Source organism: uncultured Vibrio sp., assembly GCF_947488985.1.
Lineage (GTDB): Bacteria > Pseudomonadota > Gammaproteobacteria > Enterobacterales > Vibrionaceae > Vibrio.
The window spans coordinates 1-15,433 of record NZ_CANLBV010000095.1 but is presented as its reverse complement, the minus strand read 5'-3'; the positions used below and the strand labels follow the sequence as shown (position 1 = coordinate 15,433).

Here is a 15,433-nt window from a genome sequence, read left to right as displayed (position 1 = left end):
CGAGATACGAGATACGAGATACGAGATACGAGATACGAGATACGAGATACGAGATACGAGATACGAGATACGAGATATTATTAAAAACGAGTGCAGCACAAGCAAGCGAAAATACCAAACATTGTAGTGCAATTTTTATCTATTTTATTTTTTACAGATACAAAAAAGCCGAGCAACCGCTCGGCTTTTTGTATTAATAACCTAGTATAGATTACTCAGCAGCTTCTTCAGCAGCTGGGCGGTCTACAAGCTCAATGTAAGCCATTGGAGCTTTATCACCAGTACGGAAACCACATTTAAGAATGCGAGTGTAACCACCTTGGCGAGCCGCGAAACGCGGGCCTAGTTCGTTAAATAGTTTTGCTACAACTTCGTTATCACGAGTGCGAGCAAATGCAAGACGACGGTTAGCAACACTGTCTGTCTTAGCTAGGGTAATCAGTGGCTCAATTACGCGACGTAGTTCTTTTGCTTTAGGCACGGTAGTTTTGATAACTTCGTGACGAACAAGAGAGCTAGCCATGTTGCTGAACATCGCTTTACGATGACTGCTGTTGCGGTTGAGTTGACGACCACTTTTACGATGGCGCATGACCTAATCCTTCTAACTTTTCGATTAATCTTCAGCGATTGACGCTGGTGGCCAGTTTTCTAGACGCATGCCTAGAGAAAGACCACGTGAAGCAAGCACATCTTTAATCTCTGTAAGAGATTTCTTACCAAGGTTTGGCGTTTTAAGTAGCTCAACCTCAGTGCGCTGTACAAGATCACCGATGTAGTGAATCGCTTCTGCTTTCAAACAGTTAGCAGAGCGAACTGTTAGTTCAAGATCGTCTACAGGACGTAGTAGGATAGGATCGAATTCTGGCTTCTCCTCCTTCTCCTCAGGTACACGTACATCACGAAGATCTACGAACGCATCCAATTGTTCAGCTAAAATTGTAGCTGCACGACGGATTGCTTCCTCAGGTTCTAGAGTACCGTTCGTTTCCATATCGATAACAAGCTTGTCTAAATCAGTACGTTGTTCTACACGTGCCGCTTCTACAGCGTAAGCGATTTTATCAACCGGGCTGTAAGTAGCATCAACAAGTAGACGACCGATTGGACGCTCATCTTCTTCAGTATGGATACGAGCTGAAGCTGGAACGTAACCACGACCACGTTCAACTTTGATACGCATAGCGATCTCAGCGTTGTCATCCGTAAGGTGACAAATAACGTGCTCAGGGTTAGCGATCTCTACATCACCATCGTGGGTGATGTCACCTGCAACAACAGGGCCTGAGCCTGATTTGTTCAGTGTAATAAACACTTCATCTTTGCCTTCAGCAACGCGTACAGCCAGACCTTTAAGGTTTAGAAGGATTTCAAGGATATCTTCCTGAACGCCTTCTTTAGTACTGTATTCGTGTAGCACACCTTCAATTTCAACTTCTGTTACGGCACAACCCGGCATAGAAGATAGAAGAATGCGGCGAAGAGCATTACCTAGAGTGTGGCCGAAACCGCGCTCTAATGGCTCAAGAGTTACTTTCGCGTGTGTCGTATTGATCTGTTCAATGTCAACAAGACGCGGCTTAAGAAATTCTGTTACAGAACCCTGCATTGTGTCCTCTCTTTTTTTAACCTTACTTAGAGTAAAGTTCGACGATCAAGTGTTCATTGATGTCAGCTGATAGGTCAGAACGCTCAGGCATACGCTTGAATGTACCTTCCATTTTGCCAGCATCTACTTCAATCCAAGTTGGCTTTTCACGTTGTTCAGCAACTTCTAGAGCCGCTTTAATACGAGATTGCTGTTTAGCTTTCTCGCGGATAGAAACAACGTCGTTTGCCGCTACTTTGAAAGAAGGAACGTTTACAACTTTACCGTTAACTAGGATAGACTTGTGGCTAACTAGTTGACGAGATTCAGCACGAGTAGCGCCAAAGCCCATACGGTAAACTACGTTATCAAGACGACCTTCAAGAAGCTGAAGCAGGTTTGCACCCGTGTTGCCTTTAAGACGTGCAGCTTCTTTGTAGTAGTTGCGGAATTGTTTTTCTAGAACGCCGTAGATACGACGAACTTTTTGCTTCTCACGAAGCTGAACGCCATACTCAGATAGACGACCGCGACGAGCGCCGTGTACACCTGGTGCGTTATCAATTTTACACTTGGTATCGATCGCACGGACACCAGACTTAAGAAATAAGTCAGTACCTTCGCGACGGCTAAGCTTCAGCTTAGGACCCAAATATCTTGCCATGATCTTTCTCCAATATTCCTAGAAACGAAACTTAAACGCGACGTTTCTTAGGTGGACGACAACCGTTATGAGGGATTGGTGTCGCATCAACAATGTTAGTGATACGGAAACCAGCAGCGTTCAGTGCACGAACTGTAGATTCGCGACCTGGACCTGGACCCTTAACCATAACTTCCAAGTTCTTTAGGCCATATTCTTTAGCCATTTCACCACAACGCTCAGCTGCAACTTGTGCTGCGAACGGAGTAGATTTACGAGAACCACGGAAACCTGAACCACCTGCTGTAGCCCATGCAAGAGCGTTGCCTTGACGGTCAGTGATAGTTACGATTGTGTTGTTGAAAGAAGCATGAATGTGCGCTACGCCATCAGCTACTTGCTTGCGTACGCGCTTACGCGCGCGAGTTGGTTGTTTTGCCATTGTACTCTACCTTATCCGACTATTTCTTGATCGGCTTGCGCGGACCCTTACGGGTGCGAGCGTTGGTTTTAGTACGCTGTCCACGTAGTGGTAGACTGCGACGATGACGAAGACCGCGGTAACAGCCAAGGTCCATAAGACGCTTGATGTTCATCGATACTTCACGACGTAGATCACCTTCTACAGTGTATTTAGCTACACCATCACGCAGTTGATCGATCTGCTCTTCAGTTAGTTCACTGATCTTAGCATCTTCAGCAATACCCACTTCAGCTAGAATAGCTTGAGAGCGAGTTTTACCAATACCGTAGATTGCAGTTAATGCAATTACAGAATGCTTATGATCAGGAATGTTAATGCCGGCTATACGGGCCATTATTCACTCCTAAGGGGTTCATAAAAGAATTATCCGCAGCAAAGCCCGTTATGGATACGCTGCGGCATACTACTTCTTTTGCACGCAAAAGGTAGGCCGAGGAATATACTCGACTCTACCTTGTATTTCAAGTAAAAATTTCTGCTAATTAGCCTTGGCGTTGCTTATGCTTTGGCTCACTGCAAATCACGCGAACGACACCGTTACGCTTGATAACTTTACAGTTACGGCAGATTTTTTTAACGGAAGCACGAACTTTCATTGCTAAACTCCGTAAATGGAATCGAAAATATTACAACCGGGTTAACGGCCGTAACCTTTCAGATTCGCTTTCTTTAAAACAGAATCATACTGTTGTGACATCAGATGAGTCTGTACCTGTGCCATGAAATCCATGATAACAACCACTACGATTAGTAGTGATGTGCCGCCAAAGTAGAAACGAACGTTCCACGCGACCATCATGAATTCAGGAATCAGACATATAAAAGTAATGTATAGAGCACCTGCAAGGGTTAATCTAGTCATCACTTTATCGATATATTTCGCTGTCTGCTCACCTGGGCGGATACCGGGTACGAATGCACCAGACTTCTTCAAATTATCAGCTGTTTCACGTGGGTTAAACACCAACGCAGTATAGAAGAAACAGAAGAAGATGATAGCTGCAGCATAAAGCATTACATACAGAGGCTGACCTGGGCTAAGAGCTAATGACACGTCAGTTAACCAACCGAACGCGCTGCTTTCACCATTTTGACCAAACCACTGCGCTAATGTTCCTGGGAACAAAATAATACTCGATGCAAAAATCGCTGGAATAACACCTGCCATATTAATTTTAAGAGGCAAGTGAGAGCTTTGTGCTGCAAATACTTTACGACCTTGTTGACGCTTCGCATAGTTAACGACGATACGACGCTGACCACGTTCCATGAAAACAACGAAGTAAATTACAGCAAAAGACAATACAGCAATTAACAGCAGAAGAAGCACATGCAATTCACCTTGACGCGCTTGCTCGATTGTTTGACCGATTGCAGAAGGCAATCCAGCAACAATACCTGCAAAAATCAGAATGGAAATACCATTACCGATTCCTCGCTCAGTGATTTGTTCACCTAACCACATTAAGAACATGGTACCAGTTACTAAACTCACGGTAGCAATAAGCGTAAACATGGTTTGGTTGATAACAACCAGATTATCGACCATGTTTGGTAAGCCTGTTGCGATACCAATAGCTTGGAATGTTGCAAGTACAAGCGTGCCGTAGCGTGTATATTGGCTTATCTTACGACGGCCTGCTTCACCCTCTTTCTTGAGTTCCGCTAACGCTGGATGAACTACAGTTAGCAATTGGACTACTATCGATGCCGAAATATACGGCATGATACCCAATGCTAATATAGATGCACGCTCAAGAGCACCACCGGAGAACATGTTAAACATTTCAACGATGGTACCTTTTTGCTGATCGAACAAATCGGCAAGTACAGCTGCGTCAATACCAGGGATCGGCACAAAAGAGCCAGCTCGGAATACTAAAAGTGCACCAATTACGAATAATAAGCGCGACTTTAGTTCACTTAAGCCGCTCTGAGCACTACGAAAATCTTGTCCTGGTTTCTTTGCCATCTGTACCTCATCCCTCGAGATTATGCCTCGATTTTACCGCCTGCAGCTTCGATTGCAGCTTTAGCGCCTTTAGTCACGCGTAGACCTTTAACAGTCACAGCTTTGCTTAGGTCACCAGAAAGAACGATCTTAACAAATTCGATGTTCTTAGTGATAACGTTAGCAGCTTTAAGGCTGTTAAGATCAACTACGTCACCTGTTACTTTCGCTAGCTCAGCTAGACGAACTTCAGCAGACACTAGGCTCTTACGAGAAGTGAAACCGAATTTAGGTAGACGTTGTTTTAGAGGCATTTGACCGCCTTCAAAACCTGGACGTACAGAGCCGCCAGAACGTGACTTTTGACCTTTGTGACCGCGGCCACCTGTTTTACCAAGGCCAGAACCGATACCACGACCTACACGCTTCTTAGAAGGTTTAGAGCCAGCAGCCGGTGATAGAGTATTCAAACGCATTCTGATTACTCCTCAATCTTAACCATGTAGTAAACCTTGTTGATCATACCGCGTACGCACGGAGTATCTTCAAGTTCTACTGTATGGTTGATGCGACGAAGACCTAGACCTTTAAGGCACGCTTTGTGCTTAGGTAGGCGACCAATTGAGCTTTTAGTTTGAGTTACTTTAATAGTTGCCATCGTGTGCTTACTCCGAAATAGATTCAACAGTTAGACCACGTTTAGCAGCAACCATTTCTGGTGACTTAACGTCTACTAGAGCACCAATCGTTGCGCGAACAACGTTGATAGGGTTCGTAGAACCGTATGCTTTAGAAAGTACGTTATGTACGCCCGCAACTTCAAGTACAGCACGCATTGCACCACCGGCAATAACACCTGTACCTTCAGCAGCTGGCTGCATGTAAACTTTAGAGCCCGAATGACGACCTTTCACCGGGTGGTGAAGAGTGCCTTCGTTCAGCGCAACTGTAACCATGTTACGGCGCGCCTTTTCCATTGCTTTTTGAATCGCTGCAGGTACTTCACGAGCTTTGCCGTAACCGAAACCTACACGACCATTACCGTCACCAACTACTGTTAGTGCAGTGAAGCTCATGATTCGACCACCTTTAACCGTCTTAGATACACGGTTAACAGCGATCAGCTTTTCTTGCAAATCATTAGCTTGTTGTTGTTCTTTAGCCATCTTCCAACCCTACCTTAGAATTTCAGACCAGCTTCGCGAGCAGATTCTGCTAGCGCCGCTACTCGACCGTGGTATTGGAAACCAGAACGATCAAATGCAACTGTAGCTACGCCTTTTTCAAGAGCGCGCTCAGCAACAGCTTTACCAACTGCTTTAGCTGCATCAACGTTACCAGTGTTCTTAACTTGCTCACGGATCGCTTTTTCTACAGTAGAAGCAGCTGCGATAACCTCAGAGCCGTTTGCCGCGATAACTTGTGCGTATACATGGCGAGGAGTACGGTGTACTACCAGGCGAGTTGCACCAAGTTCTGCAATCTTACGACGTGCACGTGTAGCACGACGGATGCGAGATGCTTTCTTATCCATAGTGATACCTTACTTCTTCTTAGCTTCTTTAGTACGCACATTTTCATCTGCGTAACGAACACCTTTACCTTTGTAAGGCTCAGGAGCACGGTAAGAACGAATGTCAGCCGCAACTTGACCTACTACTTGCTTATCGCAACCAGTAATGATGATCTCAGTTTGGCTAGGGCACTCAGCTTTAATACCTTCAGGTAGAGCGTGCTCTACTGGGTGAGAAAAGCCAAGAGTTAGAGCTACAGAGTTGCCTTTCATAGCAGCACGGTAACCAACACCCTTAAGAGTTAGCTTCTTAGTGAAGCCCTCAGTAACACCCACAACCATGTTATTAACTAGAGCGCGAGCTGTACCAGCTTGTGCCCATGCGTTAGTAACACCTTCTTTCGGACCGAAAGTCAGTTTGGTTTCTTCCTGTGCAATAACTACGGCGCTGTTAAGAACGCGAGTAAGCTCACCTTTGCTACCTTTTACAGTAACTTCTTGGCCGTTTAGTTTCACCTCTACGCCAGCTGGAATAGCGACAGGTGCTTTAGCAACACGAGACATAATCTACTCCTTAAGCTACGTAACAGATGATTTCACCGCCAAGACCTGCTTTACGAGCAGCACGGTCAGACATCAGACCCTTGGAAGTAGAAACAACTGCAATACCAAGACCACCCATCACTGTAGGTAAAGAGTCTTTATTTTTATAAACTCTTAGACCAGGACGTGATACGCGCTTGATTTGCTCGATTACAGGTTTAGCTTGGAAGTACTTAAGAGTAACTTCTAGCTCAGGTTTTACTTCGCTGTTTACAGCGAAGTCTACGATGTAACCTTCAGCTTTAAGTAATGCAGCAATTGCAACTTTAAGCTTTGAAGAAGGCATTTTTACAGCAACTTTATTTGCTGCCTGACCGTTACGAACTCGGGTCAGCATATCCGAAATCGGATCTTGCATGCTCATAAGATTTACTCCAAATGATTAAGTGGCAATTACCAGCTAGCCTTACGAAGACCCGGAATCTCGCCTTTCATGCAAGCTTCACGAACCTTAATGCGGCTTAGACCGAATTTACGTAGGTAACCGTGTGGACGACCAGTTTGGTTGCAACGGTTGCGCTGACGTGATGCACTTGAATCACGTGGAAGAGATTGCAGTTTAAGAACTGCATTCCAACGATCTTCTTCAGATGCGTTTACATCGCTAATGATAACTTTTAGCGCAGAACGCTTTTCAGCGAACTTAGCTACTAGTTTTGCACGTTTAGCTTCACGTGCTTTCATTGATTGTTTAGCCATAACAGTAACCCTACCCTTACTTACGGAATGGGAAGTTAAAGGCAGCCAGCAGAGCTCGGCCTTCCTCATCGGATCCCGCAGAAGTCGTGATAGTAATATCAAGACCGCGGATACGATCGACTTTATCGTAGTCGATTTCCGGAAAGATGATTTGCTCGCGAACGCCCATGCTGTAGTTACCGCGTCCGTCAAAAGACTTAGCGCTAACACCACGGAAATCACGTACACGTGGAAGTGCGATAGAGATTAAACGCTCTAAAAATTCCCACATGCGCTCACCACGCAAGGTTACTTTACAACCAATTGGGTAGCCTTCACGAATTTTGAAACCAGCTACAGATTTACGCGCTTTCGTGATAAGTGGCTTTTGACCAGAGATCGTTGCCATATCAGATGCTGCGTTTTCTAGCAGTTTCTTATCGTTGATTGCTTCACCAACGCCCATGTTTAGGGTGATTTTCTCAATCCTAGGGACTTGCATGACGCTTGTGTAGCTGAACTCTTTGGTAAGCTCAGCGACTACAGACGACTTGTAGTAATCATGCAGTTTCGCCATAGTAGAACTCCAAATTACTTCTAATTAGTTAGAAACAGTTTCGCCGTTAGATTTGAAGAAACGAACTTTCTTACCATCTTCGATACGGAAACCGATACGGTCTGCTTTACCAGTAGCCGCGTTAAAAACAGCAACGTTAGAAGCATCAATAGCTGCTTCTTGTTCAACGATGCCACCTTGTTGACCTAGAGCCGGAACCGGCTTTTGGTGTTTCTTAACAAGGTTGATGCCTTCAACGATAACTTTACCAGTTGTCAGAACCTTAGTTACTTTACCTTTCTTGCCTTTATCTTTACCAGCAAGAATGATTACTTCGTCATTACGACGGATTTTAGCTGCCATGTTGCCGCTCCTTACAGAACTTCAGGTGCTAGTGATACAATCTTCATGAATTTCGCGTTACGAAGTTCACGAGTCACAGGACCAAAGATACGTGTGCCGACTGGTTGCTCAGTAGTGTCATTTAACAATACACAAGCATTACTGTCGAAGCGAATGACAGAACCGTCTGGGCGACGAACGCCTTTACGGGTGCGCACTACTACCGCCTTCAGAACATCACCTTTCTTTACTTTACCGCGAGGAATCGCTTCCTTCACTGTAACCTTGATGACGTCACCGATATGTGCATAACGGCGGTGAGAGCCACCCAGAACCTTAATACACATTACCTTGCGCGCGCCAGAGTTATCTGCTGCGTCAAGTGTACTTTGCATCTGGATCATTGTTAGTGCTCCGCTAAATATTAAAACTAGACCCTCTCGGGTCGGGCTGCCTCTTTAAAAGGGACGCGAATTGTACCACCCTTTTTTTGAATTGGGTAGACAAAAAACAAGCGGCCCCAAAAAATAATTTGGAGCCGCTTATAAGTCATAGAATTACAAAGATTAAATCTTCGCTTTTTCTAGAACTTTAACCAATGTCCAAGACTTAGTCTTAGACAGAGGACGACACTCAGCGATTTCAACTTTGTCGCCTAGGCCACAAATGTTGTCTTCGTCGTGTGCGTGTACTTTAGTCGTGCGTTTAACGAACTTACCGTAAATTGGGTGTTTTACAGTGCGTTCAATAGCAACAACGATAGACTTGTCCATCTTGTCACTTACTACACGGCCTTGCTGGATGCGGTTAGTTTCGCTCATTATGCGCCTGCCTTTTCAGTCAAAACAGTTTTCACACGTGCGATGTCACGGCGTACAGCTTTTAGAGTATGAGTTTGCTGAAGTTGACCAGTCGCAGCTTGCATGCGCAAGTTGAACTGTTCACGTAGCAAATTCAATAGCTCAGCGTTAAGCTCTTCAACGTTCTTTTCGCGTAGATCTTGTGCTTTCATCACATCACCTGCTTAGTTACAAAAGTAGTTTTAACAGGCAGTTTACGCGCCGCTAGGCGGAACGCTTCACGTGCCAACTCTTCAGGTACGCCATTCATCTCGTACATAACTTTGCCAGGTTGGATTTGAGCAACCCAGTACGCAACTGAACCTTTACCTTTACCTTGACGAACTTCAAGAGGCTTTTCAGTGATCGGCTTGTCTGGGAATACACGAATCCAGATTTGACCTTGACGCTTAATGTGACGTGTCATAGCACGACGTGCCGCTTCGATTTGACGTGCAGTCAGACGACCACGGCCAACAGCTTTAAGACCGAATTCGCCGAAGCTTACTTCAGTACCTTTAGCTAGACCACGGTTACGACCAGTCATAACCTTGCGGAACTTAGTACGTTTTGGTTGTAGCATCGTTCGACTCCTTACTTACGGCCTTTACGCTGCTTCTTAGGCTTATCGCCTTTTGGCTCTACTGCGTTAGCAGCTGGCATACCGCCTAGAATCTCACCTTTGAAGATCCAAACTTTAATGCCGATCACACCGTATTGAGTGTGAGCCGAAGAAGTTGCGTAATCAATGTCTGCACGTAGAGTGTGTAGAGGCACACGGCCTTCACGGTACCACTCAGAACGTGCGATTTCAGCACCGCCAAGACGGCCGCCTACTTGTACTTTGATGCCTTTAGCGCCTAGACGCATAGCATTTTGTACCGCACGCTTCATTGCACGACGGAACATAACACGACGCTCTAGTTGAGACGCGATGCTATCAGCTACAAGCTGACCATCTAGCTCAGGCTTACGTACTTCAGCGATGTTAATTTGCGCTGGTACACCTGCGATTTTAGCTACAGCTGCGCGTAGCTTCTCTACGTCTTCACCTTTCTTACCGATAACAACGCCAGGACGAGCAGTGTGAATAGTCACACGGATGCTCTTAGCTGGACGCTCGATAACGATACGAGATAATGATGCTTTTTGTAGTTCCTTGGTAAGGAACTGACGTACCTTGAAGTCGCCGTCTAGGTTGTCAGCGAATTCGTTGGTATTAGCAAACCATGTAGCATTCCAAGGCTTAACGATGCCAAGACGAATACCATTAGGATGTACTTTCTGACCCATTGCTTACTCTCCTAGTCTTTAGCGATCTGCTACAACAATAGTGATGTGGCTTGAACGCTTCAAGATACGATCCGCACGACCTTTAGCACGAGGCATAATACGCTTCATGATAGGGCCCTCATCTACGAAGATTTTAGCGACATTTAGATCGTCGATATCTGCACCTTCGTTATGTTCCGCGTTAGCGATAGCTGACTCTAGAACTTTCTTAACTAGTACAGCAGCTTTTTTGTTGCTGAAAGTTAGAATTTCTAGAGCTTGGTCTACCGACTTACCGCGAATTTGGTCTGCAACTAAGCGAGCTTTCTGTGGAGAAATACGAGCAAAGTTATGTTTAGCTAAAGCTTCCATCATCTACTCCTTATTTCTTCTTAGCTTTCTTATCTGCAGCATGACCGCGATAAGTACGAGTTGGTGCAAATTCGCCCAGTTTGTGACCGATCATTTCTTCGGTAACGAAAACTGGAACGTGCTGACGACCATTATGGACAGCGATGGTCAAACCAATCATTGTTGGGATGATCATTGAGCGACGGGACCAAGTCTTAATAGGCTTTTTGTCTCCGCTTTCCACCGCTTTCTCTACCTTCTTCAGCAAGTGTAGGTCAATAAAAGGACCTTTCTTGAGAGAACGTGGCATGGCGATTCCTCTTTATAAATTATTTAGTGCGACGACGTACGATGTACTTGTCAGTGCGCTTGTTCTTACGAGTCTTGAAGCCCTTAGTAGGAACGCCCCAAGGAGAAACTGGGTGACGACCACCAGATGTGCGGCCTTCACCACCACCATGTGGGTGATCCACCGGGTTCATTACTACACCACGTACGGTTGGACGTACGCCGCGCCAGCGTGAAGCACCAGCTTTACCAAGTTCACGTAGCATATGCTCAGAGTTACCAACTTCACCGATCGTAGCACGACCTTCAGAAAGAACTTTGCGCATTTCACCAGAACGTAGACGGATAGTTACGTATGCACCATCGCGAGCGATGATTTGAGCATAAGCACCAGCCGAACGAGCTAGTTGTGCACCTTTACCAGGCTTAAGTTCAACACAGTGTACAGTAGAACCTACTGGGATGTTGCGCATCGGCAGAGTGTTACCTGCTTTGATTGGCGCATCTACACCAGATTGAATCTGGTCACCTGCGTTAACACCTTTAGGTGCAATGATGTAACGACGCTCACCGTCTGCGTACAGAACTAGAGCGATGTTAGCACTACGGTTTGGATCGTATTCTAGACGCTCAACTTTCGCTGGGATGCCATCTTTAGTACGTTTGAAGTCAATCAGACGGTAATGGTGCTTATGACCACCACCGATGTGACGTACTGTAATACGACCGTTGTTGTTACGACCACCGTTCTTAGAGTTTTTCTCTAAAAGTGGTGCGTATGGCTTACCCTTGTGCAGGTCAGCGTTAACAACTTTAACGACGTGACGACGACCAGGGGAAGTCGGCTTACATTTAACAATAGCCATTTTTACTACTCCTGTTATTCCGCGCCGCCAACGAAGTCAAGATCTTGACCTTCTTTCAAAGTAACGTAGGCTTTCTTAACGTCTGAACGACGGCCTTCACGCATACCTTGACGTTTGGTCTTACCCTTTAATACAAGAGTATTTACAGACTTAACTTCAACTTCAAATAGCTTTTCTACAGCTGCTTTGATCTCTTTCTTAGTTGCATCTTTAGCTACTTTGAAAACGATAGTGTTCGCTTTCTCAGCTGCCATAGTTGCTTTTTCAGAGATGTGCGGAGCACGTAGAACTTTTAAGATACGCTCTTCAGTGATCATGCTAGCATCTCCTCAACTTGCTTAACTGCGTCAGCAGTCATTAGAACCTTGTCGAAAGCGATTAGTGATACTGGATCAACACCAGCAACATCACGTGCATCTACTTTGTATAGGTTACGAGCAGCTAAGAATAGATTTTCATCTACTTCGCCAGTCACAATCAGAACGTCGTTTAGCTCAAGCTCTTTAAGCTTAGCTACAAGTTCTTTTGTTTTTGGTGCTTCTACAGAGAAGTTATCAACAACGATTAAACGCTCTTGACGAACTAGCTCAGAAAGAATGCTCTTCATAGCACCGCGGTACATTTTTTTGTTTACTTTTTGGCTGTGATCTTGTGGTTTCGCAGCAAAAGTAACACCACCTGTACGCCAGATTGGGCTACGAATTGTACCAGCACGTGCGCGGCCAGTACCTTTTTGACGCCATGGCTTAGCGCCACCGCCAGATACTTCAGAACGAGTCTTTTGAGCACGAGTACCTTGACGAGCACCTGCTGCATATGCAACAACTACTTGGTGTACAAGAGCTTCGTTGAAGTCACGTCCGAAAGTAGTCTCGGAAACAGTTAGTGCATCAGCACCTTTAACCATCAATTCCATTACTTACTCCTAGACGTTATGCTTTAACAGCAGGTTTTACGATCACGTTTCCGCCTGTTGAGCCCGGTACTGCACCTTTAATAAGGAGTAGATTGCGCTCAGCGTCAACACGTACGATCTCTAGGTTTTGAGTCGTTACACGCTCAGCACCCATGTGACCTGCCATTTTCTTGCCTTTAAACACGCGGCCTGGAGTTTGACATTGGCCAATTGAACCCGGTGCGCGGTGAGACAAAGAGTTACCGTGAGTCATATCTTGAGTAGAGAAGTTCCAACGCTTGATAGCGCCTTGGAAGCCTTTACCTTTAGATGTACCAGTAACGTCTACTTTTTTAATTTCGTTGAAAAGTTCTACGTTTAGCTCAGCGCCAACTTCAAACTCTTCGCCGTTTTCTAAACGGAATTCCCAAAGACCGCGACCTGCTTCTACACCCGCTTTCGCGAAGTGACCAGCTTCAGGTTTAGTTACACGGTTAGCTTTCTTAGCACCAGTAGTTACTTGGATTGCTGCGTAGCCGTCTGTCTCAAGAGTTTTAACTTGAGAAATACGGTTCGCTTCAACCTCAACAACAGTTACTGGGATAGAAACGCCTTCTTCAGTAAATACGCGGGTCATACCCACTTTACGTCCGACTAGACCAATCATTATTCTTATCTCCCTTAACCTAGGCTGATTTGAACATCAACGCCAGCTGCAAGATCAAGACGCATTAGAGCATCAACAGTTTTGTCTGTTGGCTCAACGATGTCGATCAAACGCTTGTGAGTACGAATTTCGTACTGATCACGTGCATCTTTGTTGACGTGTGGAGAGGTAAGAACAGTGAAACGCTCTTTACGAGTAGGTAGTGGAATAGGACCACGAACCTGTGCGCCAGTACGTTTTGCTGTTTCAACGATTTCCGCAGTTGAAGCATCGATTAGCTTGTAATCAAACGCTTTAAGGCGGATACGAATACGTTGGTTCTGCATGAGACAGAGCTCCAATTATTAAAAATTACACAAACAATATCGCCACTCAAACTCGATAAGACGAGAGAATGCCGATTGATTTATGTGAAACCGTAGCATCCAAGATTAGGACGCATTGTCAGTTAACTTTTGAAGCAAGCACGAAGCTCGCTATTTTTATTAACCGCGAACATAAGCTGAGTATACATTACTAGGTAAGACCTACTCCTCAGTGCTCATTGGTTCACAACCAGCGTTAGCCAGTGCGTCGCATTATACAGATCACATTTTAACTTGCAACCCGTGTTTGAAAAATAATCGTAGAATCTATTTAGGAGTATCAGTGGGGAGTTTTTAATATAGGTACCGCCCTACATTACTTTGTAAAGTCAGGTAGCAACTGCCTCTATAAAGCTCTGCTGCTACCTCTTTTATTTATGGATTTTAACCTTCGTCTTCATCCACATATTGAGCTTGTAGATAGTTTTGTATCCCTGTCATTTTGATTAAACCAAGTTGGGTTTCTAACCAATCGACGTGATCCTCTTCATCTTCTAGGATATCCTGGAAAAGATCTCGCGATACGTAATCGTGAATGTCTTCTGCATACGCTATTGCATTCTTTAGATCGGGGATCGCTTCCATCTCTAAAGACAGATCACATTGGAGCATCTCTTCGGTATCTTCACCAATTTTAAGTTTGCCCAAATCTTGAAGATTTGGGAGACCTTCTAAAAATAGTATGCGTTCAATTAGATGATCAGCATGTTTCATTTCATCGATAGACTCGTGATACTCCTTGTCAGCAAGATGCTTTAGACCCCAGTCTTTATACATACGTGCATGCAAAAAATATTGGTTTATTGCGACGAGTTCGTTACCAAGAATTTTATTGAGATGTTGAATGATGATTGGATCGCCTTTCATGACATAGCCCTCCTCTTTGGCTCTTCTAACTGTAGAACCAATTCGAGAAGTGTCAAAAAGCTAATGCTCTTTTAGCAAAACTAGCTTGCCTGTTTGAACAGGTCTTTTGCAGTATCGTTAATGACTTCTTTCGCTGAGCGCACGCATTTACCGCATTGACTACCAAGTGCTGTACACTTTTTAATTCCTTTGATGTCAGTAATGCCCTCTTCTATTACGAGCTTGCGGATTTTTTTATCCGAAACCCCATGGCATAAACAAATGTACATACTAAAACCTAAACCTTTAACTGAGGCTTAAATATAAAAAGGAATCATTCTTATTACCAGTCATATTAAAGGTTTGGTTATATCGATTGGTTATAGTGTTTTGCGAGTAATCGGTAAAAATGGCTTTGAAGCTTGTATTACGGAAAGGGGTTATTAAGGCGTGTCAGTAAATAACTGTATTTAAATTGGAATATAGTTTGCGGTTATTAAGTGCGATGAATTTCCCTTATAACCAAAATAAAAAGGAAGCCGAAGCTCCCCTTTTCAGATGCGTGCTCTTCTAATGAAGAGAGCGCAAAAATCTAAATGCTATTAAGCGAAGATTTTAGCTACAACACCAGCACCAACTGTACGGCCACCTTCGCGGATTGCGAAACGTAGACCTTCGTCCATTGC

At 44.7% G+C, this 15,433-nt stretch carries 30 protein-coding genes and 1 pseudogene; all 31 read right to left on the bottom strand.

Annotation, left to right across the window (positions count from 1 at the left end; genetic code table 11):
- Positions 1 to 211: 211 nt before the first annotated feature.
- Positions 212 to 592, bottom strand: coding sequence for a 50S ribosomal protein L17 (rplQ, locus tag Q1A70_RS16380; protein WP_004729812.1), 381 nt, complete (start codon positions 590 to 592; stop codon positions 212 to 214).
- Between the two features lie 24 nt (positions 593 to 616).
- Entirely contained in the window at positions 617 to 1,609 is a 993-nt protein-coding gene (rpoA, locus tag Q1A70_RS16375; RefSeq protein ID WP_004729813.1) for a DNA-directed RNA polymerase subunit alpha, read from the bottom strand.
- A 22-nt stretch (positions 1,610 to 1,631) separates the two neighbouring features.
- Positions 1,632 to 2,252: a 30S ribosomal protein S4 gene (gene rpsD, locus Q1A70_RS16370; protein WP_004738777.1), complete on the bottom strand. Its 621-nt coding sequence runs from the start codon at positions 2,250 to 2,252 to the stop codon at positions 1,632 to 1,634.
- 31 nt (positions 2,253 to 2,283) lie between these two features.
- Complete coding sequence (rpsK, locus tag Q1A70_RS16365) at positions 2,284 to 2,673, bottom strand: 30S ribosomal protein S11 (RefSeq protein ID WP_004738778.1); 390 nt, start codon at positions 2,671 to 2,673, stop codon at positions 2,284 to 2,286.
- A gap of 19 nt (positions 2,674 to 2,692) precedes the next feature.
- Entirely contained in the window at positions 2,693 to 3,049 is a 357-nt protein-coding gene (rpsM, locus tag Q1A70_RS16360; RefSeq protein WP_004738779.1) for a 30S ribosomal protein S13, read from the bottom strand.
- A 148-nt stretch (positions 3,050 to 3,197) separates the two neighbouring features.
- Positions 3,198 to 3,311, bottom strand: a complete 114-nt coding sequence (gene rpmJ / locus Q1A70_RS16355) for a 50S ribosomal protein L36 (protein ID WP_000868186.1) — start codon at positions 3,309 to 3,311, stop codon at positions 3,198 to 3,200.
- 41 nt (positions 3,312 to 3,352) lie between these two features.
- Entirely contained in the window at positions 3,353 to 4,687 is a 1,335-nt protein-coding gene (gene secY / locus Q1A70_RS16350; protein WP_004738781.1) for a preprotein translocase subunit SecY, read from the bottom strand.
- Positions 4,688 to 4,707: 20 nt separating this feature from the next.
- A complete protein-coding gene (gene rplO / locus Q1A70_RS16345) occupies positions 4,708 to 5,142 on the bottom strand; it encodes a 50S ribosomal protein L15 (protein ID WP_299693941.1) in 435 nt (144 codons plus the stop codon).
- A gap of 5 nt (positions 5,143 to 5,147) precedes the next feature.
- Entirely contained in the window at positions 5,148 to 5,324 is a 177-nt protein-coding gene (gene rpmD, locus Q1A70_RS16340) for a 50S ribosomal protein L30 (protein WP_004736756.1), read from the bottom strand.
- Between the two features lie 7 nt (positions 5,325 to 5,331).
- Positions 5,332 to 5,832, bottom strand: coding sequence for a 30S ribosomal protein S5 (rpsE, locus tag Q1A70_RS16335; RefSeq protein ID WP_004736754.1), 501 nt, complete (start codon positions 5,830 to 5,832; stop codon positions 5,332 to 5,334).
- 14 nt (positions 5,833 to 5,846) lie between these two features.
- Positions 5,847 to 6,200: a 50S ribosomal protein L18 gene (gene rplR / locus Q1A70_RS16330; protein ID WP_299693933.1), complete on the bottom strand. Its 354-nt coding sequence runs from the start codon at positions 6,198 to 6,200 to the stop codon at positions 5,847 to 5,849.
- A 9-nt stretch (positions 6,201 to 6,209) separates the two neighbouring features.
- On the bottom strand, positions 6,210 to 6,743 hold the full coding sequence (rplF, locus tag Q1A70_RS16325; RefSeq protein ID WP_017629801.1) for a 50S ribosomal protein L6: 534 nt from the start codon (positions 6,741 to 6,743) through the stop codon (positions 6,210 to 6,212).
- Positions 6,744 to 6,753: 10 nt separating this feature from the next.
- The gene (rpsH, locus tag Q1A70_RS16320; protein WP_299693929.1) at positions 6,754 to 7,146 is read right to left on the bottom strand and encodes a 30S ribosomal protein S8; all 393 of its coding nucleotides are present in this window, start codon (positions 7,144 to 7,146) and stop codon (positions 6,754 to 6,756) included.
- Between the two features lie 29 nt (positions 7,147 to 7,175).
- A complete protein-coding gene (gene rpsN / locus Q1A70_RS16315) occupies positions 7,176 to 7,481 on the bottom strand; it encodes a 30S ribosomal protein S14 (RefSeq protein ID WP_004738789.1) in 306 nt (101 codons plus the stop codon).
- A gap of 16 nt (positions 7,482 to 7,497) precedes the next feature.
- The gene (gene rplE, locus Q1A70_RS16310) at positions 7,498 to 8,037 is read right to left on the bottom strand and encodes a 50S ribosomal protein L5 (protein ID WP_299693925.1); all 540 of its coding nucleotides are present in this window, start codon (positions 8,035 to 8,037) and stop codon (positions 7,498 to 7,500) included.
- A gap of 24 nt (positions 8,038 to 8,061) precedes the next feature.
- A complete protein-coding gene (gene rplX, locus Q1A70_RS16305; RefSeq protein ID WP_004738792.1) occupies positions 8,062 to 8,379 on the bottom strand; it encodes a 50S ribosomal protein L24 in 318 nt (105 codons plus the stop codon).
- Positions 8,380 to 8,390: 11 nt separating this feature from the next.
- Complete coding sequence (rplN, locus tag Q1A70_RS16300; protein ID WP_004736740.1) at positions 8,391 to 8,762, bottom strand: 50S ribosomal protein L14; 372 nt, start codon at positions 8,760 to 8,762, stop codon at positions 8,391 to 8,393.
- Positions 8,763 to 8,924: 162 nt separating this feature from the next.
- Complete coding sequence (rpsQ, locus tag Q1A70_RS16295; RefSeq protein ID WP_299693920.1) at positions 8,925 to 9,179, bottom strand: 30S ribosomal protein S17; 255 nt, start codon at positions 9,177 to 9,179, stop codon at positions 8,925 to 8,927.
- Positions 9,179 to 9,370, bottom strand: a complete 192-nt coding sequence (gene rpmC, locus Q1A70_RS16290; RefSeq protein WP_004736737.1) for a 50S ribosomal protein L29 — start codon at positions 9,368 to 9,370, stop codon at positions 9,179 to 9,181. The genes rpsQ and rpmC overlap by 1 nt, the downstream gene beginning before the upstream one ends.
- The gene (gene rplP, locus Q1A70_RS16285) at positions 9,370 to 9,780 is read right to left on the bottom strand and encodes a 50S ribosomal protein L16 (protein WP_004736736.1); all 411 of its coding nucleotides are present in this window, start codon (positions 9,778 to 9,780) and stop codon (positions 9,370 to 9,372) included. The genes rpmC and rplP overlap by 1 nt, the downstream gene beginning before the upstream one ends.
- Positions 9,781 to 9,791: 11 nt before the next feature.
- Entirely contained in the window at positions 9,792 to 10,490 is a 699-nt protein-coding gene (rpsC, locus tag Q1A70_RS16280; RefSeq protein WP_004736734.1) for a 30S ribosomal protein S3, read from the bottom strand.
- Between the two features lie 18 nt (positions 10,491 to 10,508).
- Positions 10,509 to 10,841: a 50S ribosomal protein L22 gene (gene rplV / locus Q1A70_RS16275; protein WP_004736732.1), complete on the bottom strand. Its 333-nt coding sequence runs from the start codon at positions 10,839 to 10,841 to the stop codon at positions 10,509 to 10,511.
- A 10-nt stretch (positions 10,842 to 10,851) separates the two neighbouring features.
- On the bottom strand, positions 10,852 to 11,130 hold the full coding sequence (gene rpsS / locus Q1A70_RS16270; protein WP_004736729.1) for a 30S ribosomal protein S19: 279 nt from the start codon (positions 11,128 to 11,130) through the stop codon (positions 10,852 to 10,854).
- 19 nt (positions 11,131 to 11,149) lie between these two features.
- Complete coding sequence (rplB, locus tag Q1A70_RS16265) at positions 11,150 to 11,974, bottom strand: 50S ribosomal protein L2 (RefSeq protein WP_017629802.1); 825 nt, start codon at positions 11,972 to 11,974, stop codon at positions 11,150 to 11,152.
- Positions 11,975 to 11,988: 14 nt separating this feature from the next.
- Positions 11,989 to 12,291, bottom strand: a complete 303-nt coding sequence (gene rplW, locus Q1A70_RS16260; RefSeq protein WP_004736765.1) for a 50S ribosomal protein L23 — start codon at positions 12,289 to 12,291, stop codon at positions 11,989 to 11,991.
- A complete protein-coding gene (rplD, locus tag Q1A70_RS16255) occupies positions 12,288 to 12,890 on the bottom strand; it encodes a 50S ribosomal protein L4 (RefSeq protein ID WP_299693911.1) in 603 nt (200 codons plus the stop codon). The genes rplW and rplD overlap by 4 nt, the downstream gene beginning before the upstream one ends.
- 16 nt (positions 12,891 to 12,906) lie before the next feature.
- Complete coding sequence (gene rplC / locus Q1A70_RS16250) at positions 12,907 to 13,536, bottom strand: 50S ribosomal protein L3 (protein WP_004736763.1); 630 nt, start codon at positions 13,534 to 13,536, stop codon at positions 12,907 to 12,909.
- 14 nt (positions 13,537 to 13,550) lie between these two features.
- Complete coding sequence (gene rpsJ / locus Q1A70_RS16245) at positions 13,551 to 13,862, bottom strand: 30S ribosomal protein S10 (protein ID WP_004736761.1); 312 nt, start codon at positions 13,860 to 13,862, stop codon at positions 13,551 to 13,553.
- A gap of 423 nt (positions 13,863 to 14,285) precedes the next feature.
- Positions 14,286 to 14,768: a bacterioferritin gene (gene bfr, locus Q1A70_RS16240; protein WP_017629803.1), complete on the bottom strand. Its 483-nt coding sequence runs from the start codon at positions 14,766 to 14,768 to the stop codon at positions 14,286 to 14,288.
- 80 nt (positions 14,769 to 14,848) lie between these two features.
- Positions 14,849 to 15,037 carry a bacterioferritin-associated ferredoxin gene (locus Q1A70_RS16235; RefSeq protein WP_017629804.1) on the bottom strand — a complete coding sequence of 63 codons (189 nt, stop codon included), beginning with the start codon at positions 15,035 to 15,037 and terminating at the stop codon, positions 14,849 to 14,851.
- A 312-nt stretch (positions 15,038 to 15,349) separates the two neighbouring features.
- Positions 15,350 to 15,433: pseudogene (locus Q1A70_RS16230) on the bottom strand (elongation factor Tu); the annotation flags it as partial.